Origin of the sequence: Amycolatopsis sp. NPDC051903 (genome assembly GCF_044452505.1) — a bacterium.
GTDB lineage: Bacteria > Actinomycetota > Actinomycetes > Mycobacteriales > Pseudonocardiaceae > Amycolatopsis.
Map to the genome: position 1 here is coordinate 412,874 of NZ_JBITBT010000003.1, position 19,006 is coordinate 431,879.

Sequence of the window (19,006 nt, forward strand, 5' to 3'; positions counted from 1 at the left end):
TCCCACCGGTTCGGCCTGACCGGCCTCGGCACCCCGCGCGCCGAGCCGGCGAAGAGCTTGGCACACGGCACCCGGGGAAGGCGAGGGGTTTACCCCTCGGAAACGGTTCCGGTCACGGTCAGCGACGTCTTCTCGCCCGGAGCGAGCGTGGTCAACGGCCCGAGCGCCTCCAGCTCGACGATCCGCGCGGGCGGGTCGAGGTCACCCAGCTCGGCGATCGGCGCGGGCAGCGGGTGCTCCAGCCAGATCTCCAGCGGCGACCCGGCGTCGGGGTACTCGGCGCCGGATTCGACGTCGAACGACAGCGTCAGCGTCACCCCGGAGACCCCGCACGACACCCAGCCCGCCGTGTCCGGCACGCCGAGCTTGCCGACGACGTCCTGCGGCGGCACCACGACCGTGGCACCGTCCACTGTGTACTTCGGATTGCCCGTGCCCGCCACGAGCTCCACCACGGCGGGCGTGCGCACGCTGGCGAGCCCGGCGGTGACGGCGCCGCCGCCGGGCAGCTGCGTGACGTTCCACAACGCCCAGCGCACGGGCCGCTCGGCGCAGTTCTCCGCCGTGAGGCGCAGCGTGTACGAAGCACCCGAGCCGAGCGTGAACTCACGCGTGAGCCGCAGGCCCGTGCGCGGGTCGACCGCGCTGGTCAGGGTGATCGCGGTGCCGGAGAGCCCGGAGACGGAGAACGGGCCCGAGTCGAGCACGGGGTCCGGCGGCCCCGCCCACTGCTCGGGCCCGTCCCAGCCCTGCGGCGCGGGCCAGGTCTTGTCCCCGCCGTAGTTCACCCAGTCGCCCATGCGCCCGGAGTTCGGCACCGGGTCGCGCCCGTCGAGCGGCCGCAGGTCGTCGCCGAGCACGGCGGGGTTGCGCCACAACAGCTCGACGCCGGCCTCGGCACCACCGTGCACCAGCGACAGCAGCCGCCCGCCGAGCGCCGGAACGACGCCCAGCCGCAGCACGCCGTTGTCGAGCCAGTGCACGTCGGTCACCATTCGGCGAGACTCCCGTCGTCGAGGCGCCACACCGGCGAGCGCCACTGGTGCCCGACCTCGTCGGCGCGGCGCACGGCGGCTTCGTCGATCTCGATGCCCAGGCCCGGGCCGGTCGGGCGCGCGGCGTACCCGTCGGTGAAGCGGAACAGCGCCGAATCCGCCAGGTAGCTCAGTGCCTCGGTGCCCTGGTGGTAGTGCATGCCGAGGCTCTGTTCCTGGATCAGGAAGTTCGGCGTCGCGAACGCGACCTGCATCGAGGCCGCGAGCGAGATCGGGCCGAGCGGGCAGTGCGGCGCGAGGCTCGCGCCGTAGACCTCCGCCAGCGCCGCGATGCGCCGCAGCTCCGAGATGCCGCCGGCGTGCGACGGGTCGGGCTGCACCACCGCGACACCCGCGTCGAGCACGGGCTTGAACTCCCAGCGCGAGTAGAGCCGTTCGCCGAGCGCGACGGGCACCGTCGACGCCGAGACGATGGACGCGAGCGCCCCGCCCTGGGTCTCGGGCAGCACCGGTTCCTCGACGAACATCGGCTGGACCTCTTCGAGCATCTTCACCAGCCGGCGCGCCATCGCGGGCGAGACGCGGCCGTGGAAGTCGATGGCGAGGTCACGGTCCGGGCCCAGCGCTTCGCGGGCCTCGCGCGCGCGGGCGAGTGCCGCGGTGGCTTCGCCGGGTGACGCGATGGGCGCGAGCGGGCCCGCCACGTTCATCTTCACCGCCGTGAAGCCCGCTTCGACCTGCGCCGACACCGCGTCGAAGATGCCCGACGGCCGGTCGCCGCCGACCCACGAATACACCCGCACGCGGTCGCGGACCGGCCCGCCGAGCAGCTCGTGCACGGGCACCCCGCGCACCTTGCCGGCGATGTCCCACAACGCGTGGTCGAACCCGGCCAGCGCGCTCGAGAGCACGGGCCCGCCGCGGTAGAACCCGCCGCGGCGCAGCGTCTGCCAGTGGTCCTCGATGCGCAGCGGATCCTGGCCGACGACGAGCTCGGCCATCTCGTGCACGGCCGCGCGCACCGTTTCGGCGCGGCCCTCGACCACGGGCTCGCCCCAGCCGGAAATGCCCTCGTCGGTGCTGACCTTGAGGAACAGCCAGCGTGGCGCGACGAGGAACGTCTCGATACCGGTGATCTTCACCTGGCCCCCCTTTCTTAAGAGACGCGGTCTAAGCGGAATCCTTGGCGGCCGACCAGCCGCCGTCGACGGTCAGGTCGGCGCCCGTGACGAACGAGGCCCCGGGCGAGAGCAGGAACGCGATCACGGCGGCCACCTCGGCCGGGTCGCCGAGGCGCCCGGCGGGCGTCGCCCGCGCACTGCGTTCGATGTCCTCTTCACTGATCCGGTCCCACGCCTGCGTGCGCACGGGCCCGGGCAGCACGGAGTTCACGCGCACCTCCGGCGCGTACTCCACGGCGAGCTGGCGCGCCAGCGAAACCAGCGCGCCCTTGCTCGCCGCGTAGGCCGGGTGGCCCGGCAACCCGAACCGCGCGTGCACCGAGGACACCAGGACGACGGCCCCGCGGCGCGCCCGCAGCGACGGCAGGCACGCCTTCACCGCGAGGTACGAACCGGTGAGGTTCACGTCGACCTGGTGCTGCCACTGCTCCCGCGCCAGTTCGTGGAGCGGGCCGGTGGCCGGCACGTACGCGTTGCTGACCAAAGCGTCGACCTCGCCGGCCAGCTCGCTGACCTGCCGCCAGGTCTCGTCGGCCGTTACGTCGCCGCGCACGCCGGCGAGGTCGTCGGGGAGGGGAGCGACGTCCACACCCACGACGCGGTAGCCGTCGGCCTGCAGCCGGCGGGCCGTCGCGGCGCCGATGCCTGACGCGGCACCGGTCACCACGGCCGTCGGGTTGTCTGGTGTGGACATCGCCAATCCTCCTGTCAGAGCTTGTCTACGCGGACATGGTCGTCCGGACCACGCACCCCGAGCCAGACGCCATTCGCGTCAGCCGCACCGCCGAGGGTGCCGACGACACTGCCGGACGGGTACTTCGGCTGCTTGAACCAGCCGGAGAACGTGGTGCCGGTCCGGTCGTTCTGCCACAGCGTGTAGTCGCTGGCCAGCGCGAACACCGACACCTTGTCGCCCTGCGCGACGAGCGTCGGGCTGCTCGAGATCGTGCCGCCGATCGACGTCCAGTCCGACCACGAGCCGTCGGTGCCCTGAGTGCGGACCCACACGCCGTCGTCCGGGGTGCGGACGGCCACCGTGGTGCCGGCCGTCGAGGTGGCGGCGCCGGGACGGCCGTAGATCTGCTGGTCGTTCGGCGAACCGAGTGAGGACCAGCGGCCGTCGGTGGTGCGGGTCCAGACCTTTCCGTCGGTGCCCCGGGTGTAGAGCGTGCCGTCGGCGGTCACCGACGGCGAGTCGGTGAGGTTTCCGCCGAGCGCGCGCCAGCCGCCCCAGTGCTTGCCGTCGTAGGTGCGCTGCCACACCGCGTTGTCCAGACCACGGACGTAGACGTCGACGCGGCCGTCCGGCCCCGCGTTCGCGGCCGGCTGGCCCAGGAACGGACCGCCGATCACCGGACCGCCATCGAGGCCCTGCACCTGCAGCACCCCGGCCGGGCCGCGGGTGAAGGTGACGGTCTTGCCGCCCGTGCGCACGACGGCCGGGCTTGCCGACGCACCGCTCGCGACGCTGGTGCCGGGCACCAGGTCCGTGCCGTGCAGCTTCAGGAACGCCGTGCCGTGCGCGGGAACCGTGACGGTGTAGGACCCGGTGGCGCTGCCGCGGTCGGCGCGGGCGCGCAGGTCGCGGATCGAGACCTGGCCGGCGAGGCCGGCGTCGGCGAAGTTCAGCGTCATCGGCGTCGCCGCGTCACCGCGGTTCAGCAGCACCACGGCGCGGTCACCGTCTTGCGACAGGCGCTTGCTGTAGGTGTCGGTGGACCCGTTCGAAGCCACGCGGACGCCCTGGATCCCGAGCTTGTCCTGGTCGACGGCGATGATTTCGGGGTTCTTCAGCGTGTCGATCATCGACTGCCGCAGGGTGCGCGGGTCCGAGCCGATGATGAGCGGGGAAGCCATTTCCGCCCACAGCACGAACTGGGTCGTCGACTCCTCCTCGTTCATCTCGAGGGTGCCCTGCTCGGTCTTGCGCATCGGGATCAGGAAGTCGGGGTCGTTCCAGTGGCCGGGGCCGTTGGCCTCGGGGTGCGCCGCGTTCACGTCGGCGTTGCGCAGCATGTCCTTGTAGATCCCCTCGTACGGGGTTCCGAAGGCCACGTCGGTGTTGGTGCGCCAGGAATCGGCCACGAGCGGGCCGAAGGTGTAGGAGACGCCGGCGGTCTGGCTCGGCGTGTGCGGCACGCCCCAGTCGTCGGTCACCGGGTTGCAGATGTTCAGGATCATCTTGCGGCCCGCCTTCTGCAGGGCCGCGCTGAACTCGGTGTACGCCGTCTTCGGATCGAGGTTGTTCGCGATGCCGCACAGGAAGTCGACCTTGACGGCGTCGAACTTCCAGCTGGCGAAGCGCTTCGTGTCCTGCTCGTAGTAGCCCTGGCTGCCCGCGGCGCAGTTCTTGCCGTCGGACGGGCCCGCGTCGGTGTAGATGCCGGCGAGCAGGCCGCGGTCGTGGATGTAGCTGACCAGCGCGTCCATACCCGAGGGGAAGCGCTCGGGGTCGGGCACGAGGTTGCCCTGCGCGTCGCGCGGGACCTTGGCGTTCCAGCCGCCGTCGATCCACACGTACTTGTAACCGGCCTTGGCCAGGCCGCTCGACACGAGGTAGTCGGCGACCCCCTTCACGCCGGCTTCGGACACGGTCGGCATGCCGAAGTAGTTGTTCCAGCCCATGTACGGCGTCTGCGCCAGGCCGGAGTCGTAGTAGTCGGGAGCGCCCTGGTCCGCCGCGGTGTTCTGCGGCTGGAAGGGCGGACCGGCGGCCGGGGCGGCCGAAGCCGGAGCCGCGAGCCCGACCGCGACAGCCGCCACCACGGCGGCCGCGGAGGCGGAGAGCGCTCTGCGGGATCTGTGCGGGGAACGGGGGAGCATGTGGCGACACCTTTCGTCGTCGAAACAGCGCCGAACCAGGCCGTGATCGTTTCCGGCCCGCGAGCAGCATGCCGGGGCCGCGGAGGCTGCGTCAAGAATAAATCCTAAATTAAGATTTGACGCGGTATGCTTCCCGCGATGAACGACACCGAAGTCCTCACCCTCGGCGAGGCGATGCGCTTGCTGCTCGCCGAACCCGGCGTCGCCCTGCGGCGCGCCCACCACTTCACCGCGTCCGTGGCCGGGGCCGAAGCCAACGTGTCGGTCGGCCTCGCGCGGCTGGGCCACCGCGTGCGCTGGCTCAGCCGCGTCGGCGACGACGCGTCCGGCGCCGCGGTGCTCAGCGCACTGCGCGCCGAAGGGGTGGACGTCTCGGGCGTCGAGGTCGACGCGGCCGGGTTCACCGGGCTGCTGATGCGCGACGACACCCCGAGCCGCGGCATCGACGTGCAGTACCACCGCGCGGGCTCGGCCGCGTGCGCGCTCGGCCCGGAGTACGTCCGCGAAGCGGGGCTCGCCGGCGCGCGGCTCGTGCTCGTCTCGGGGATCACGGCGATGCTGTCGCTGTCCGCGCGCGAAGCCGTGCTGGCGCTGTTCGACCTGGCGCGCGCGGAGGGTGCGACGATCGCGTTCGACCCCAACGTACGGCTCAAGCTGGCTTCGCCGGCGCAGTGGCGCGAGACCGTGGGACCGCTGCTGCACCGGGCGGATCTGGTGTTCGCCGGTGAGGACGAGCTGGAACTGCTCGACGCGTCGGCGCGCGACCTCGTGCAAGCCGGGGTCGGCACGGTGGTGGTGAAGCAGCGCGACAAGGTGGCACGAGCGGTCACGGCCGAGTACGAGTGGACCCAGGACACGCTGGTCACCCGGGTCGTGGACCCCGTGGGCGCGGGTGACGCGCTCACGTCCGGCTACCTGTCGGCCTGGCTGCGCGGCGGTGCACCTGCCGAGGCGCTGCTGGCCGGGGCGGTGTCGGCGGCGCTCGTCGTCGGCACGCGCACGGATCTCGAAGGACTGCCGAACAGGGCCGAACTGGCCCGCACGAGCGCCGCTCTCTCGGGCGGCGAGGAGGTACATCGATGAGCTACCGGTGGGAGATCACGCACGCGGCCCTTCGGCAGGGGGTGGTGGGCATCGTGCGGACCGCGGACGCGGCGTCGGCGGTCGTCGCGGCGCGCGCGGCGCTGGACGCGGGCCTGCGCTCGATCGAGGTCCCGTTCACCAACCCCGGCGCCACGGCCGCGATCGAAGAGCTCACGGCCGCCTATCCCGACGCGGTGATCGGCGCCGGCACGGTGCTCGACGAGGCCTCGGCCGTGCTCGCGATCCGCGCGGGCGCGCGGTTCCTCGTGTCGCCGAACCTCGAGGCCGCCGTGATCCGCACCGCGCACCGCTACGGCGCGGCCGCGTTCCCCGGCGCCGGTTCGGTCACGGAAATCGTGCGGGCGCTGGAAGAAGGCGCCGACGCGGTGAAGGTCTTCCCCGCCACGGCTTTCGGGCCGCGCTGGGTCAAGGACGTGCGGGCCGCGCTGCCGCAGGCACCGCTCGTGCCGACGGGTGGAATCGCCCCCGAGGACGTGCCGGAGTGGCTCGCGGCGGGCGCGGTCGCGTGCGGCATCGGTTCGGCGCTCACGCGCGGAACGGCCGACGACATCCGCGCCCGCGTGGCCGCGCTCGTGAGGGAGGGCTCGTGACGGACGTCGTGCTGGTCGGCTGCTACACCGCCGAGATGGGCGGGAAGGGGGCAGGCCTCGCCACCTTCCGCCGTGATTCGGCCGGCGCGCTCACGTGGGAGTCGACGCTCGCCCTCAGGTCGCCGTCGTGGCTGGTCAAGCACCCGGTGCTGCCGGTGCTGTACACCACGAACGAGCACGACGACGGTGCCGTCTCCTCGGTGTCGCTTGTGGACGGTGAGCCTTCGGTGCTCGACGAGGAGGTGCCCAGCGGCGGAGCGCACCCGTGCCACCTCGCGGTGACGCCCGACGGCCGGTTCCTCCTCTGCGCCAACTACACCGGCGGCAGCCTCGCGGTGTTCGGACTCTCGGCCGAGGGCCGGATCACGGGCCGCACGGACCTCGTGCAGCACAGCGGCACCGGCCCGAACGAAGCTCGCCAGGAGTCCGCGCACGTCCACATGGCGGTACCGAACGCCGACGGGTCCGTCGTCAGCGCCGTGGACCTGGGCACGGACGAGATCCGCAGCTACTCGCTCTCGGCCGACGGGAAGCTGTCGCCGCTGGCCGTGTCAGCCTTGCCGCCGGGCAGCGGCCCTCGCCAGCTCGTGCGCTTCCCGGGGACCGATCTTGCGTACGTGGCGTGTGAGCTCTCCAGCGAGCTGCTGACGGTGCGGGAAACGGCGCCCGGCGCGTTCGAGGTCGTCGCGGCCACGCCGGCCACGCACGCGCCGTTCGAGGGCGAGAACATCGTGGCGCACCTGGAACTGCACGGCTCGGGCGCGTACCTGTCCAACCGGGGCGCCGACGTCGTCACCGCGTTCGCGGGCTCGCCGCTCACGGCCACGGCCGACCAGCCCAGTGGCAGGCACCCGCGCCACTTCGCCATCGCCGAGGGGACCTGCTACGTCGCCGCGCAGTCCGACGACGCGATCACGGCGTTCCCGCTCGACCGGCTGGGCGAGGCCGAGGTCGTGAAGTACCCGACGGGGTCGCCGAGCTTCGTGCTGCCGCTCGACCTCTGAGGCATTTCAAGCTTTTCCGGCCTCGGCCACGACGAAAACGCCCTGCCGGCTTCGGTCAAGCCGGCAGGGCGTTCTGCTGTGTTCAGACCCGGGTCAGGACGAACACGTCCGCGTCGCGCTCGGCGGTCCACTCGATCGGCAGGCCGGCGTGCGTGAGGTGGGCGCCGGAATACTCCTGGCCGTCCTCGTCGCGGTAGGTGGCGGCCGCGTCCAGGCCGTGCAGCCGGATCCGCGAGGACCGGCCCGGCACCAGCGGCGTGCCGACGAGCTCGCCGGTGCTCCACGCCAGCACCACGGTCTGCTCGCCCAGCGTGTACTGCGTCGCCGCCGTGGGCTCACCGGGTCCCGCCAGGACCCGGCACCGTCCCGTGTGGATGGTCGTGCGCAGCGCCTTGTACCGCGCGATCAGCTCCGCGGCTTCCTTGCGCTGCTCGGTGCTCCAGTGGCTCAGGTCCGCGCCGATGCCGAGCACCCCCGCCATGGCGAGCACGAAGCGGAACCGCAGCGAGCGCGGGCGCGGGTCGAAGACGCCGGGGGCGTCGGTGACCCACGAGCTCATCAGGTGCGGCGCGTGCGCCAGCAGGAAACCGTCCTGGATGCGCAGGCGGTCGAGCGGCGCGGTGTTGTCGCTGGGCCACACGACGTCGCTGCGCGACACCGTGGCCAGATCCGTGCGGCCCCCGCCGCCGGCGCACGATTCGACGATCAGCTCGGGGTACGTCGCGCGCAGGTGGTCGAGCAGCCGGTGGTAGTTCGCGACGTGCTCGGCGTCCAGATCCGCCGTGGGCGCACCCGGGCGGCCGCGTTCGGTCGGCGGGCGGTTCATGTCCCACTTGAGGTAACTGATCGGGTACGCGGTGAGCAGGTCGTCGAGGAACCCGCGCACGTACTCGAACACCTCGGGCTTGCCGAGGTCGAGCAGCAGCTGGTTGCGGATCAGCGTCGCCGGCCGGCCGTCGACGCGGTAGACCCAGTCGGGGTGTTCGGCGTAGAGCTTCGACTTCGGGCTGATCGCCTCGGGCTCGACCCACAGGCCGAAGTCGAGGCCCAGCGCGCGCACGGACTCCACGAACGCGCCGAAACCGCCTTCGAACGACGACTGCTCGGGCGTCCAGTCGCCGAGGCCGCCGGTGTCGTCGTCGCGGCCGACGAACCACCCGTCGTCGACCACGAACAGCTCCACACCCAGGTCCGCGGCCTGCCGGGCGAGGTCGAGCTGGCGCGAGCCGAGGACCTCGAACCCCGTGGCTTCCCACGAGTTGTAGAGCACCGGGCGCCGGTTGGCCAGCCGCGGGCCGGCGAGCTTGCGGGAGTACGCGTGCCACCCGCCGGCCAACCCGCCGAGGCCGTCCACACTGGACGCCAGCGCCAGCTCGGGAGTGGTCAGCGACGCGCCCGGCTCCAGGACGACCGGGCCCGGGCTGGGCAGGCGACCGGCGCGCACGCGGGTGAGACCGCTGGGCTCGATCTCCGCGTCGATCTCCCACGAACCCGACCAGGCCAGGGAAACGCCGTACGCGGGGCCGTCGGCTTCAGCCGCATCCTGCACGGCGAGCCACGGCACGTACTGGTGGCCCGGCACGCCGAAGCGGCTTTCCATCCGGAAGCCGCCGGCTTCGAGCACGGTCGAGCGGCGCGTGAACTCCTGCGACCACTGGCCGGTCAGGTACGTCAGCCGGGCGCCCTTCGAGCCGGTCGGCACGCACACGCCCGCCGAGCCGAGGCGGTCGATGCTGATCGCCGCGGAGCCGGTGTTGGTGAACTCGACCCAGCGGCACAGCACGTCCGTGCCCGGTTCGGCGCGGTAGCACTGGACCGCGCGCAGGCCCGTCACCTCGTCGGTGAAGGCCAACCGCAGCTCGGTGTCCGTGGACTCGTCGGCCGCGAACCGCCACCACGAATCACCGGCCACGGCCAGATCCGCACCCGAGAACGGCCGCAGGCCGCGCGGCGCGTACTCGACCGGCGCGGCGTCCGCGTCCGTGATGAAGTGCACGGAGCCGCGGTTGGCCAGCGGCGACGGCCCGTGCTCGACGCCGCGGGGACCCCACGCGACGAGCTCCAGCCACCGGTCTTCCGGTTCCAGCGCGACGGTGTACGAAGTGGACTCGAGTTCGAGCGTCCACCGGTTGGTCACTTGATCGCCCCGATCGCGAGTCCGGAGATGAAGTGCTTCTGGAACCGCAGGAACACGGCCACGGTCGGCACGGCGGCGATCACCGAACCCGCCGCGATCACGTTCCAGTTGGACACGTACTGGCCCTGCAGGCCGAGCAGCGCCGGCGTCACCGGCATCACGGACTCGGTGCGCAGCACGGTGATCGACCACAGCAGGTCGTTGAACGTCCAGGTGAACGCCAGTGCGCCGAGCGCCGCCAGCGCCGGGCGGGTCATGGGCAGGATGATCCGCCAGAAGATGGCGATCGCGCCGGCACCGTCGATGAGCGCGGCCTGCTGGATCTCGTCCGGGATGGACCGCATGAACCCCTGCAGCACGAACGTGTAGAAGCCGAGGCCGAAGCCCACCTGCACGATGATGAGCGCGGTGAGCGTGTCGTAGATGCCGAGCAGCTCCGACAGCTTCGACACCGGCACCAGCAGGATCTGCGGCGGCAGCAGGTTGCCCGAGAGCATCACGAGGATGATCGTGCGCCGGAACGGGATCTGGAACCGGCTCAGCGCGAACGCCGCGGCCGAGGCGAGCAGCAGTGACAGCAGCACGGTCGGGATCGTGACGATGAGGCTGTTGAGCATCGCCTGGCCACCGCCGCCGACGCCCCACGCCTCACCGAACGAGCCGAGGTCGAACGAGTGCGGCAGCGAGCCCAGGCCGTTGCTCGCGATGTCCGAAAAAGACCGCACGCTCGTGGTGAGCACGAGCACGATGGGCAGCAGCCACAGGATCGACAGGCCGGCCGCCACGAAGTGGAAGCCGAACGTGCGGCGCTGGTTGCGGTGGTTGCGCTTCGCCGGCACCCGCCGCTCCGGCGCGGACGCGGGCGCCGGCCGGGTCGTGGTCACGCTCACTGGTCCTCCCGGAACGCCCGCACGAGGTAGGTCACGATCACGCCGAACGCGAGGATGAAGATCACCACGGCCAGCGCGGACGCGTAGCCGAGCCGCAGCGACTGGAACGCGGTGGAGTACATGTAGGTGCTCAGCAACTCGGACGAGTGGTACGGCCCGCCCTTCGTCATCGACCACACCACGTCGAACGACCGCAGCGAGTCGATGATGATCACCGACAGGACCACCGAGTTGACGCTGCGCAGCTGCGGCCACGTCACGTGCCGGAACTGCTGCCACGCCGTGGCCCCGTCGAGCCGGGCCGCTTCGTACAGCGCGGGGTCGATGCCCTTGAGCCCGGCCAGGTACAGCACCATCACGTAGCCGAGCTGGCGCCACAGCGCCGGCACCAGCACCGCGTACAGCGCCGTCTTGGGGTCGGCGAGCCAGGGGTGTTCCCAGCTGCTCAGGCCGAGGCCGCCGAGGATCTTGTTGAACACGCCGTCGGGCTGGTAGATCACCTGCCAGATCAGCGCGGTCGCGACCAGCGAGAACACCACGGGCGTGAACAGCGCGGCCCGGTAGAACCCGACGCCCTTGCGGTCGCGGTTCAGCAGCATGGCCAGGCCGAGCCCGCCCACCGCCGAAAGGCCGCCGAACAGCACGAGCCAGATCACGGTGTCGAGCGCGGCCGTGCCGAAGATGTCGTCGGTGAACATCTCGGCGTAGTTGCCGAGCCCGACGAACTCCGGCGCGGACACGCCGTCCCACTTGGTCAGCGACAGGTAGAACCCCTGCAGCGCGGGCCAGAACACCCAGAAGCCCTCGACGGCGACCGGGACGAGCACGAACAGGAGCAGCACCGGCGGCACGCGGCGGACCGCGCGCCGTCGGCGCTTCACCGGGGCAGCCGGAGCTGCGAGCACCGCCATGTCAGCTCTGCCCCTGCCAGACCTTCTGGGCGGCCGTCTGCCAGTCGCTCAGGATCGAGTCGAGCTCGTTGGGCTTCTGGATGAAGCGGATCAGCGCGGCGTCGGCCGTCGGCTGCAGCGCGTCGGAGGAGTCGCGGTTGAAGAACTGCGTGAGCTCCTTGGCGTCGTTGAGCAGCTTCCGTCCCTTTTGGACCAGCGGCGTGCCGGAGTCCTTGGCCGACGGGTTCGCGGGCAGCACCGTGCCGGAGGAGTTCTTGATGTAGAGCTCCTGCGCCTCGGCCGTGGCGACGTACTTGAACCACTCCTTGACCTCGGCCACGTGCGGCGTGCGGGAGCTGGCGAAGAAGCCGTCGGTCGGCCCCTCCTCCGCGACCGGCACGCTCGGGTCGAGGATCGGGAACTGGAAGAAGTCGAGGTCGTCGAGGGCGTCCTTCGGGGCGGCGTCGGCGAAGAAGGTGCCGGTGAGCACCATGCCGGTCTTGCCCTGCAGCAGCACCGTGGTGGCGTCCTGGAACGCGATGGCCGTGCCGTTCGGGTCGGTGTAGGGCAGCGCCTGGCGCCACGGGTCGAAGACCTTCTTGACCTTCGGGTCGTCGAAGCGCTGCTTGCCGGCGAGCAGCTGGCGGTGGAACTGGGCGCCGTTGATGCGGATGTTGAGGTAGTCGAACCACGCCGAGGCGGTCCACTGCGTGTTGCCGCCCGCACCCATGCCGATCGGCGAGATGCCCTTGCCCTTCAGCGTCTCGCACAGCGCGAGGAACTCGCTCCAGTTCGTCGGCGGCTTCACGCCCCACTTGGCGAAGTTGGACTTGCGGTAGAAGAAGCCCCACCAGTAGTAGCTCGTGGGCACGAACACCTGGTGGCCGGCGCCGTCGCCGGAGAGCGAGCGCATGGCCTGGGAGTAGTTGCCCATCGTCTGCCACACGTCGCCGACGTCGAGCAGCAGGCCCTTCTGGGCGTAGCCGGACAGCAGCGAACCCGGGTACCAGGTGAAGGTGTCGGGCGGGTTCGCCGAGGTCAGGTAGCTCGGCAGCTGCGTGCGGAACGTCTCCGACGCGACCGTGTTGACCGTCGCCTTCGCCCCGCCCTTGTCGCTGAACGCCTTGGCGAGCGCCTCGATGGCGACCTTCGCCTGCGGCGACGAGAGGTTGGACTGGACGGTGACCGCACCGGCGGCCTGTTTCACCGGGCCGTTGGAGGCCGAGGTGGCGCACGCGGCGAGGAAGCTGCTCGAACCGAGCGCGCCCAGGCCGACGAGGCCGGCGTTGCGCAGGAAATGACGGCGGGACAGGCCTTCTGCAGTCGTCATCGCGGTGACCCCTTTGTCTGAATGGAGCGTCGCTCCCCTGCCGGGGAGTAACTGCTGGCACAGACTTGCAACCGGGGTGACACCTGTCAAGATGTATTCATAATTTATGACGTAATCGGGTCCGAGGTACGATGACTCCGCACTGCCGACTGAGGGGATCCACAGTGACCGAACACCGGCCCCGCGGTCTGCACGGCCAGACCGTGGAAACGCTCGCCGCCCGGATCCTTTCGGACGAATGGGGCGAGGGCACCGTGCTGGACCTGCCCGCGCTGCGCGAAGAGCTGGACATCAGCCTCACCGCGCTGCGCGAGGCGCTGAAAGTGCTGGCCGCCAAGGGCATGATCGACGCGCGGCAGAAGCGCGGGACGTTCGTGCAGCCCCGCGACCAGTGGAACGTGCTCGACGCCGACGTCATGCGCTGGCAGACCGCGGCGAGCGACAACCCGGGCCTGCTCGACGAGCTGACGGAGGTCCGCGCCGTCGTGGAACCCGCCGCCGCGCGCATCGCCGCCGAACGCGCGGGCGACGAAGACCTCGCCGCCCTGCGCACCGCGCTGGACGACATGGCCACCGCCGGGGACGACCCGGAGGCCAGCGTCCGCGCCGACCTGACCTTCCACCGCGCCCTGATGGCCGCCACGCACAACAACTTCCTCCTCCAGGTCGAACGCGTCATCGCCATCGGCCTCGCCGAACGCGACAAACTCGTCCACGGCTCCGGCCCGTCGGACAACCCGGTCCCCAGCCACCGCAAGGTCCTGGACGCCATCACCTCCCGCGACCCGGCCGCCGCGGAGACCGCCATGCTCGCCCTCGTGACGAAGTCCCGCGACGACTTGGACCGGGCGAAGAAATCGCGGCACTGAGCATCAATCCAACGGGTTGAACCAGCTCGAAGTGAGGTTCTCCGGCACTCCCGGTCGGCACCCGGGCTGTCGCGGTGCATCGACCTCGACGACGACGACGGATTCGCCACCGTTCCAGCCGACGATCGCGCGGTCACCGGCCGGGGCACCGGTCCAGTTTCGCCACGAGACGGGGGCGGCCGCACGGTCGCCGGGTTCCAGCACGACGTGCGCGGGGCGTCGCATTTCGGCGGACACGAGAGTGTCAGTCGGCAAGGGGACACCGTCGAGGCCGAGCGGCTGAACGCCCGGCTTCATCCCCGACCGGCATGTGCGCGTCCCGACGTTCTCCGCGACGACGGTGCCGCGCAGACCCTGGCCGTCGCGTTCCCAGTACAGCGAAACGGCCAGGTCATCAGGACCGCACAGCGGGACTTCACTCATGCCGAGTGGGACTCCGCCAGCGCGGCCTGAAGCATCCGCGCCGCCGCGGCGCGGGGGGCCGGGTCGATGGCGATGAGGGCGTTCACGACGGCGCCGTCGACCAGGGCGACGAGCTTTTCGAGCTCCGCGGGGGTCACGGGGGTGCCGGAGCGGGTGAAGATCGCCAGCAGCAGCTCGTTCAGCTGGTCGGACAACGTCCGCATCAACGGCCGCAGGTACGGGCGCCGGCCGGTGGCCACCAAGCGTTCGTAGCGCAGCAGCACGGCTTCCGCGTCGGCTTCCGGGTCGCCGCTGGGCGGGCCGAGCAGGAGGTCCAGCACGAGTTCCACCGTGGCCTGCACGCCGCGGTTGCGGGTCGCCAGCTCCTCGAGCTGCTGGCGCCCGTTGGCGAGCTCGACCTGCGAGTGGTGTTCGACCGCGGCGGTCACCAGGTCTTCGAGCGAGTCGAAGTAGTACGTGGTCGACGCCAGCGGCAGACCGGCCCGTTCGGCGACGGCGCGGTGGCGCACGGCGTCGAACCCGCCTTCGGCGAGCAGCTCCGCTGCGGCTTCGACGAGCGTCGCTCGCCGGCGCTCGCCCTTGGGGGTGGTCGCTGCTGCCGTCATGGCCGGTCATTCTGCCAGCCGAGGGGTCGGGGGCCCGTCAGAACCGGGGGGCCAGCGACGCCAGGAACCGACCCAGGTCACCTACGTACGGAACAGGTTGCCCGGAAGTACCCGGAGCGCTGACGAGCACGAGGGTCCCGCCGGTACCGGTGGCGGCACGCACCGTGACCGCGCCCGCCGGCTGGGCGGGCACCGTCACCGGAGCGCCGCGCGCGAAGACGGCGGCCGAGATCATCCCGTCGGGAACCGGGAACCCGGCGCCGAGCGCACCCGTCGTACAGGCGCTGCCCGGAGAGGCGTTGGCGGCGGAGAAGTGGCCTGGGAGCTCGCCAGCGAGGGCTGTGGCGAGCTCCCAGTCCACCGTGCACCCGGAGGCGCCTTCGACCCGAGGGCCGGTCCTCCCGTCACCGCTGTCTCCCTGCCGAGACGGCTGAGCCGGGAAGTCATTCCCCTCTCCAGTACCCAGAGGACGCATGGCCGACGCGCTGGGTTGCACGGGTCCGGCGGCCGAATTCATCACCGCACCCGAATCGGGCTTCCCGGCCACGAGGCCGAACGTCCCGAAGCCGACCGCGGCCAGCGCGACCGCGGCCCCACCAGCGGCGATGCGGTTGCGCCGCCGCAGCGTCTGCCGCTTGGACTCGCGCACGACGTCGTCGACGTCGAACGTCGGGGGCGGTACGTCGCCGGGAGCGCCGGAGAACATCGTCTCGAGGTCGCGCTCATCCATTCGTCTCCACCTCCCGGTCCAGTACCTGTCGCAGGTTCGCCAGCCCGCGCGCGGTCTGGCTCTTCACGTTGCCCTCGCTGCAGCCCAGCACCCCGGCCGCGGCCGTCACGTCCAAGCCCTCGAAGAAGCGCAGCACGAGCACCGCCCGCTGCTTCGGCGGCACCTCCTTCAGCGCCGCGAGCAGGTCCTCCCGCGTGGCGATGCGCTCGGCGAGCCCCGGGTCGTCCGACGCCGGTTCGGGCAGCACCTCGGTCTGCCACTCCCGCCGCCACGGCCGGCGCGACTCGTCGATGACGGCACGCACGAGCGTCTTGCGCACGTACGCGTCGGTCGCCGCGCGGTCCCTGATCTTCTTCCACCTCCGGTGCAGGGCGACGAACGCCGTCTGGGCGAGGTCGTCGGCCTTGTGCCAATCGCCACAGAGCAGGTACGCGGTCCGGCGCACGGCGTCACGCTTCGCGGAGAAGTACTCCGCGAACTCTTGTTCGTCGCGCTGGTCCACGCGGTCTGCTGCTCCGCTCTTCTACTGTCCGCCTGGATGACGGAACCGGGGGCGTCCACGGTTGCACGAGACCGGTGATTCCCTCCACCCCCGGCTCCGTTGATCGCGCGGGTGGCGGTGTGATGTGATCGCCGCGTGACCTCGACCCCCCTCGATTTTCGCTCCGACACCGTCACCCGCCCGGATCAGCGCATGCGCGCCGCCATGGCCGAGGCCGAGGTCGACGACAACGTGATCGGCACCGACCCGACCATCGCGCGGCTCGAGGAGCGCGTCGCCGGGTTGCTCGGCATGCCCGCCGCGCTGTGGACCCCCAGCGGGACCATGGCGAACCTGATCGCCCTGTCCGTGCACCTCCAGCGCGGCGACCGGTTCCTCGCGACGCGCGGTGCCCACGTGCTCACCAACGAACTCGGCTCCGCCGCGTGGCTCGCCGGCGGCATGCCCGACATCCTGGAGCACGACGCCGGCCCGGGCCGCTGCACGCCCGAGCTGCTCGCCGCCTCCATCGGAACGCCCGGCCCGTATTTCACGCTGCGCACCACGCTGCTGTGCCTGGAGAACACGCACAACGCGGCCGGTGGCGCCGTCACCCCGCCCGACGAGCACGCGCGGCTGGTGGCCGTCGCGAAGGAAGCCGGGCTGAAAGTCCACCTCGACGGCGCCCGCATCTGGCACGCGTCCGTCGCGCTGGGCCTGCCGCCGGCCGCGCTGACGGTCGGTGTCGACAGCGTGTCCGCGTGTTTCAGCAAGGGCCTCGGCGCGCCGGTCGGCTCCGTCGTCGCGGGCAGCGCCGAGTTCGTGGAGCGGGCGCGGCGCATGCGCCAGATGCTCGGCGGCGGCGTGCGCCAGGGCGGTGTCCTCGCCGCCGCGTGCCTGGTCGCGCTGGAGAACGTCGACGACCTGGCCGAGACCCACGAGCAGGCGCGCCGCCTCGCCGCCGGGCTCGCCGAGCACGGCTGGGGCGTCGACACGCCGGACACCAACATCGTGCTGGCCGAAGTCCCGGACCTGCGCACGGCGCTCGACTGGCTGGGCTCGCTCAGCATCCAGGCGCTGCCGATGGCGGGCAAGGTGCGGTTCGTGCTGCACCGCGACCTCGCGCCGACCGCCGTCGACGAGGCGCTGCACCGCATCAAGGCCGGCGCCGCGTGACCCACTGGATCGTGTTCGACTACGGCGAGGTGCTGTGCACGCGCACCACCGCCCTGCCGAAGCTCGCCGCCACGATGGGCGTCGCGCCCGAGGAGTTCGAGCCCGTGTACTGGGGCGTGCGCGAAGCTTACGACCGCGGGTCGAGCGATCTGGCGTACTGGACGTCGATCGGTGACCGCGTGGGCGCGCGCGTGACCGAGGCGATGTCGGAGGAGCTCACGGCGATCGACGTCGCGGGGTGGTCGAACCTCGCGCCGTCGTCGCTCGAACTGCTCGAAGGCCTGGCGGAAGCCGGGGCGCCGCTGGCGCTGCTGTCCAACGCGCCGGCGTCCTTCGGCCGCTGGGTTCGCGAGCAGGAGTGGGCGAAGCTCTTCCGCATCACGCTCTTCTCCGGCGACGTGAAGTGCGCGAAGCCGGACGAGGAGATCTTCCGGCTGCTGCTGGAAAAGCTCGGCGCGCAGCCGGAGGAGTGCCTGTTCTTCGACGACCGAGAGTCCAATGTGGAGGGTGCGCGCGCCGTCGGGATCCGGGCCGCGCTGTGGGACGGCGCCGAAGCCGCCCGCGCGGCGCTGGGCTGAATCCCTCACCCTCGCAGCACGGCCGCCTACGCGGGGTGCAGACGATCACCTAAGCTGAGCGCGTCCTGATCGTCTTCCCCGGTAGGTGCCGCCTGTGGAAGAACGCCTCGAGCCGCTCGACTTCGACCGGCCGAGCAACGCCCGGGTGTTCGACGCCCTGCTGGGCGGACGAGACCACTACGCCGCCGATCGCGCGGTACTGCGCCAGATCCTCGAACTGTCGCCCCACGCGCAGAAGATGGCGCAGGAAGTGCGCCGCTGGCTCGTCCGGGCGGTACGGCTGCTGACGGCCCGCCTCGGCGTCGACCAGTTCCTGGACCTCGGCTCGGGCTTCCCGACCGTCGAGAACACCCACCAGGTCGCGCAACGCGTGAACCCCGAGGCGCACGTGGTGTACGTGGACCACGACCCGGTCGTGCAAGCCCACGCCCGCGCCGTGCTGGCGGAGAACGACTACACGCACGTGGCCGGCGCCGACCTGCTCGACCCCGAACGCACGCTGGCGCACCCCGACGTGGTGGCCCACCTGGACTTCGACCGGCCCGTGGGCCTCATCCTGTGCGCGGTCGTGCACCACGTGCCCGACCTGGCCGTGGTGCAAGCGGTGGTGAAGTCGTACATCGACGCGCTGGTGCCGGGCTCGTACCTCGTGCTGCTGCACCACCACAACCCCGCGGACGGCAGTGAGGCCGCCGAACTGGCGACCTCACTGGAAACCCGGTTCGCGGGCACTGGCCTCGACACGCGCTACCGCACGCGCGCCGAGATCGCGTCCCTGTTCACCGGGCTCGAACTGCTGCCTCCCGGCCTGACCCACCCCCATCTGTGGTGGCCGGACGGGCCGCGCCTGGCCCCGCTGGCGAGCGTGCACTCCACCTCGCTCGCCGGGGTGGCGCGCGTCCCTTAGCGGTTGATGCGCCTCGGGTCCTTCCTGCCGCTGATCGCGCGGTAGCCCGCGGTGGCCAGGAACGCCACGCCACCGATGATCGCGATCCACAGCACGGCCTTGAACACGAAGCCGATCACCGCGCCGAGGACCATGAACGCGATCCAGGCGACGATGAGCCCTCCGACGATCTTCCAGAACATGGTTCCTCCATGACGTTCCCGCACCACCTCGGCCCGGTTCCCCAAGCCTGCCACCAGCGGCGTGAAAACTCTCTCGTCCAGGCCAACGTTCAGGGGGATCTCCGGGTTCCC

The 19,006-nt window shown here is 71.5% G+C and carries 20 protein-coding genes; 7 read left to right on the forward strand and 13 right to left on the reverse strand.

What is annotated here, in order from left to right; genetic code table 11:
* Positions 1 to 89: 89 nt before the first annotated feature.
* From ACIA77_RS09520 to ACIA77_RS09535, 4 genes are read right to left on the reverse strand one after another with little or no spacing between them, the layout of a single operon-like run.
* Positions 90 to 995, reverse strand: a complete 906-nt coding sequence (locus ACIA77_RS09520) for a DUF4380 domain-containing protein (RefSeq protein ID WP_395885336.1) — start codon at positions 993 to 995, stop codon at positions 90 to 92.
* Positions 989 to 2,137 (reverse strand): galactonate dehydratase, encoded by a 1,149-nt coding sequence (dgoD, locus tag ACIA77_RS09525; protein WP_395885337.1) that lies wholly within the window; start codon positions 2,135 to 2,137, stop codon positions 989 to 991. The genes ACIA77_RS09520 and dgoD overlap by 7 nt, the downstream gene beginning before the upstream one ends.
* A gap of 28 nt (positions 2,138 to 2,165) precedes the next feature.
* Positions 2,166 to 2,870, reverse strand: coding sequence for an SDR family NAD(P)-dependent oxidoreductase (locus ACIA77_RS09530; protein WP_395885338.1), 705 nt, complete (start codon positions 2,868 to 2,870; stop codon positions 2,166 to 2,168).
* Between the two features lie 14 nt (positions 2,871 to 2,884).
* A complete protein-coding gene (locus ACIA77_RS09535) occupies positions 2,885 to 4,999 on the reverse strand; it encodes a hypothetical protein (protein ID WP_395885339.1) in 2,115 nt (704 codons plus the stop codon).
* Between the two features lie 138 nt (positions 5,000 to 5,137).
* Between ACIA77_RS09535 and ACIA77_RS09540 the strand changes: the two genes are divergently transcribed.
* From ACIA77_RS09540 to ACIA77_RS09550, 3 genes are read left to right on the forward strand one after another with little or no spacing between them, the layout of a single operon-like run.
* The gene (locus tag ACIA77_RS09540; RefSeq protein ID WP_395885340.1) at positions 5,138 to 6,082 is read left to right on the forward strand and encodes a sugar kinase; all 945 of its coding nucleotides are present in this window, start codon (positions 5,138 to 5,140) and stop codon (positions 6,080 to 6,082) included.
* On the forward strand, positions 6,079 to 6,693 hold the full coding sequence (locus ACIA77_RS09545; protein ID WP_395885341.1) for a bifunctional 4-hydroxy-2-oxoglutarate aldolase/2-dehydro-3-deoxy-phosphogluconate aldolase: 615 nt from the start codon (positions 6,079 to 6,081) through the stop codon (positions 6,691 to 6,693). Before ACIA77_RS09540 ends, ACIA77_RS09545 begins: the two co-directional genes overlap by 4 nt.
* Positions 6,690 to 7,697 carry a lactonase family protein gene (locus tag ACIA77_RS09550; protein ID WP_395885342.1) on the forward strand — a complete coding sequence of 336 codons (1,008 nt, stop codon included), beginning with the start codon at positions 6,690 to 6,692 and terminating at the stop codon, positions 7,695 to 7,697. The genes ACIA77_RS09545 and ACIA77_RS09550 overlap by 4 nt, the downstream gene beginning before the upstream one ends.
* Positions 7,698 to 7,779: 82 nt before the next feature.
* On the opposite strand, the gene ACIA77_RS09555 is transcribed toward ACIA77_RS09550, so the two are convergent.
* Genes ACIA77_RS09555 through ACIA77_RS09570 form a run of 4 tightly spaced genes read right to left on the reverse strand, consistent with a single transcriptional unit; the run spans position 7,780 to position 12,944 of the window.
* Positions 7,780 to 9,834, reverse strand: a complete 2,055-nt coding sequence (locus tag ACIA77_RS09555) for an alpha-galactosidase (RefSeq protein WP_395885343.1) — start codon at positions 9,832 to 9,834, stop codon at positions 7,780 to 7,782.
* Positions 9,831 to 10,718, reverse strand: a complete 888-nt coding sequence (locus ACIA77_RS09560; protein WP_395885344.1) for a carbohydrate ABC transporter permease — start codon at positions 10,716 to 10,718, stop codon at positions 9,831 to 9,833. The genes ACIA77_RS09555 and ACIA77_RS09560 overlap by 4 nt, the downstream gene beginning before the upstream one ends.
* 2 nt (positions 10,719 to 10,720) lie before the next feature.
* Positions 10,721 to 11,635 carry a carbohydrate ABC transporter permease gene (locus ACIA77_RS09565; RefSeq protein WP_395885345.1) on the reverse strand — a complete coding sequence of 305 codons (915 nt, stop codon included), beginning with the start codon at positions 11,633 to 11,635 and terminating at the stop codon, positions 10,721 to 10,723.
* A 1-nt stretch (position 11,636) separates the two neighbouring features.
* Positions 11,637 to 12,944 carry an ABC transporter substrate-binding protein gene (locus ACIA77_RS09570; protein WP_395885346.1) on the reverse strand — a complete coding sequence of 436 codons (1,308 nt, stop codon included), beginning with the start codon at positions 12,942 to 12,944 and terminating at the stop codon, positions 11,637 to 11,639.
* Positions 12,945 to 13,108: 164 nt separating this feature from the next.
* Here ACIA77_RS09570 and ACIA77_RS09575 point away from each other — a divergent pair, with 164 nt between their 5' ends.
* The gene (locus tag ACIA77_RS09575; protein WP_395885347.1) at positions 13,109 to 13,813 is read left to right on the forward strand and encodes a FadR/GntR family transcriptional regulator; all 705 of its coding nucleotides are present in this window, start codon (positions 13,109 to 13,111) and stop codon (positions 13,811 to 13,813) included.
* A gap of 3 nt (positions 13,814 to 13,816) precedes the next feature.
* Here the strand turns inward: ACIA77_RS09575 and ACIA77_RS09580 are convergent, their stop codons facing one another.
* From ACIA77_RS09580 to ACIA77_RS09595, 4 genes are read right to left on the reverse strand one after another with little or no spacing between them, the layout of a single operon-like run.
* On the reverse strand, positions 13,817 to 14,236 hold the full coding sequence (locus ACIA77_RS09580) for a DUF4232 domain-containing protein (RefSeq protein ID WP_395885348.1): 420 nt from the start codon (positions 14,234 to 14,236) through the stop codon (positions 13,817 to 13,819).
* Positions 14,233 to 14,841 (reverse strand): TetR/AcrR family transcriptional regulator, encoded by a 609-nt coding sequence (locus ACIA77_RS09585; RefSeq protein ID WP_395885349.1) that lies wholly within the window; start codon positions 14,839 to 14,841, stop codon positions 14,233 to 14,235. The genes ACIA77_RS09580 and ACIA77_RS09585 overlap by 4 nt, the downstream gene beginning before the upstream one ends.
* Before the next feature lie 37 nt (positions 14,842 to 14,878).
* Positions 14,879 to 15,571: a hypothetical protein gene (locus ACIA77_RS09590; protein ID WP_395885350.1), complete on the reverse strand. Its 693-nt coding sequence runs from the start codon at positions 15,569 to 15,571 to the stop codon at positions 14,879 to 14,881.
* Complete coding sequence (locus ACIA77_RS09595; protein ID WP_395885351.1) at positions 15,564 to 16,073, reverse strand: SigE family RNA polymerase sigma factor; 510 nt, start codon at positions 16,071 to 16,073, stop codon at positions 15,564 to 15,566. Before ACIA77_RS09595 ends, ACIA77_RS09590 begins: the two co-directional genes overlap by 8 nt.
* A 135-nt stretch (positions 16,074 to 16,208) precedes the next feature.
* On the opposite strand from ACIA77_RS09595, the gene ACIA77_RS09600 reads away from it, so the two are divergent.
* From ACIA77_RS09600 to ACIA77_RS09610, 3 genes are all read left to right on the forward strand, one after another.
* Entirely contained in the window at positions 16,209 to 17,228 is a 1,020-nt protein-coding gene (locus tag ACIA77_RS09600) for a threonine aldolase family protein (RefSeq protein WP_395885352.1), read from the forward strand.
* A complete protein-coding gene (locus tag ACIA77_RS09605) occupies positions 17,225 to 17,806 on the forward strand; it encodes an HAD family hydrolase (RefSeq protein ID WP_395885353.1) in 582 nt (193 codons plus the stop codon). Before ACIA77_RS09600 ends, ACIA77_RS09605 begins: the two co-directional genes overlap by 4 nt.
* 85 nt (positions 17,807 to 17,891) lie before the next feature.
* Positions 17,892 to 18,713, forward strand: coding sequence for an SAM-dependent methyltransferase (locus ACIA77_RS09610; protein ID WP_395885354.1), 822 nt, complete (start codon positions 17,892 to 17,894; stop codon positions 18,711 to 18,713).
* Here the strand turns inward: ACIA77_RS09610 and ACIA77_RS09615 are convergent.
* On the reverse strand, positions 18,710 to 18,895 hold the full coding sequence (locus tag ACIA77_RS09615; RefSeq protein ID WP_395885355.1) for a hypothetical protein: 186 nt from the start codon (positions 18,893 to 18,895) through the stop codon (positions 18,710 to 18,712). The genes ACIA77_RS09610 and ACIA77_RS09615 overlap by 4 nt on opposite strands.
* Between the last annotated feature and the right edge of the window lie 111 nt (positions 18,896 to 19,006).

Bases quoted from the DNA above. Each gene is read 5' to 3' on its own strand.
- ACIA77_RS09520 (WP_395885336.1), bottom strand. From the start codon at position 995: ATGGTGACCGACGTGCACTGGCTCGACAACGGCGTGCTGCGGCTGGGC.
- ACIA77_RS09615 (WP_395885355.1), bottom strand. From the start codon at position 18,895: ATGTTCTGGAAGATCGTCGGAGGGCTCATCGTCGCCTGGATCGCGTTC.
- ACIA77_RS09580 (WP_395885348.1), bottom strand. From the start codon at position 14,236: ATGAGTGAAGTCCCGCTGTGCGGTCCTGATGACCTGGCCGTTTCGCTG.
- ACIA77_RS09585 (WP_395885349.1), bottom strand. From the start codon at position 14,841: ATGACGGCAGCAGCGACCACCCCCAAGGGCGAGCGCCGGCGAGCGACG.
- ACIA77_RS09590 (WP_395885350.1), bottom strand. From the start codon at position 15,571: ATGGATGAGCGCGACCTCGAGACGATGTTCTCCGGCGCTCCCGGCGAC.
- ACIA77_RS09540 (WP_395885340.1), top strand. From the start codon at position 5,138: ATGAACGACACCGAAGTCCTCACCCTCGGCGAGGCGATGCGCTTGCTG.
- ACIA77_RS09545 (WP_395885341.1), top strand. From the start codon at position 6,079: ATGAGCTACCGGTGGGAGATCACGCACGCGGCCCTTCGGCAGGGGGTG.
- ACIA77_RS09565 (WP_395885345.1), bottom strand. From the start codon at position 11,635: ATGGCGGTGCTCGCAGCTCCGGCTGCCCCGGTGAAGCGCCGACGGCGC.
- ACIA77_RS09535 (WP_395885339.1), bottom strand. From the start codon at position 4,999: ATGCTCCCCCGTTCCCCGCACAGATCCCGCAGAGCGCTCTCCGCCTCC.
- ACIA77_RS09530 (WP_395885338.1), bottom strand. From the start codon at position 2,870: ATGTCCACACCAGACAACCCGACGGCCGTGGTGACCGGTGCCGCGTCA.
- ACIA77_RS09570 (WP_395885346.1), bottom strand. From the start codon at position 12,944: ATGACGACTGCAGAAGGCCTGTCCCGCCGTCATTTCCTGCGCAACGCC.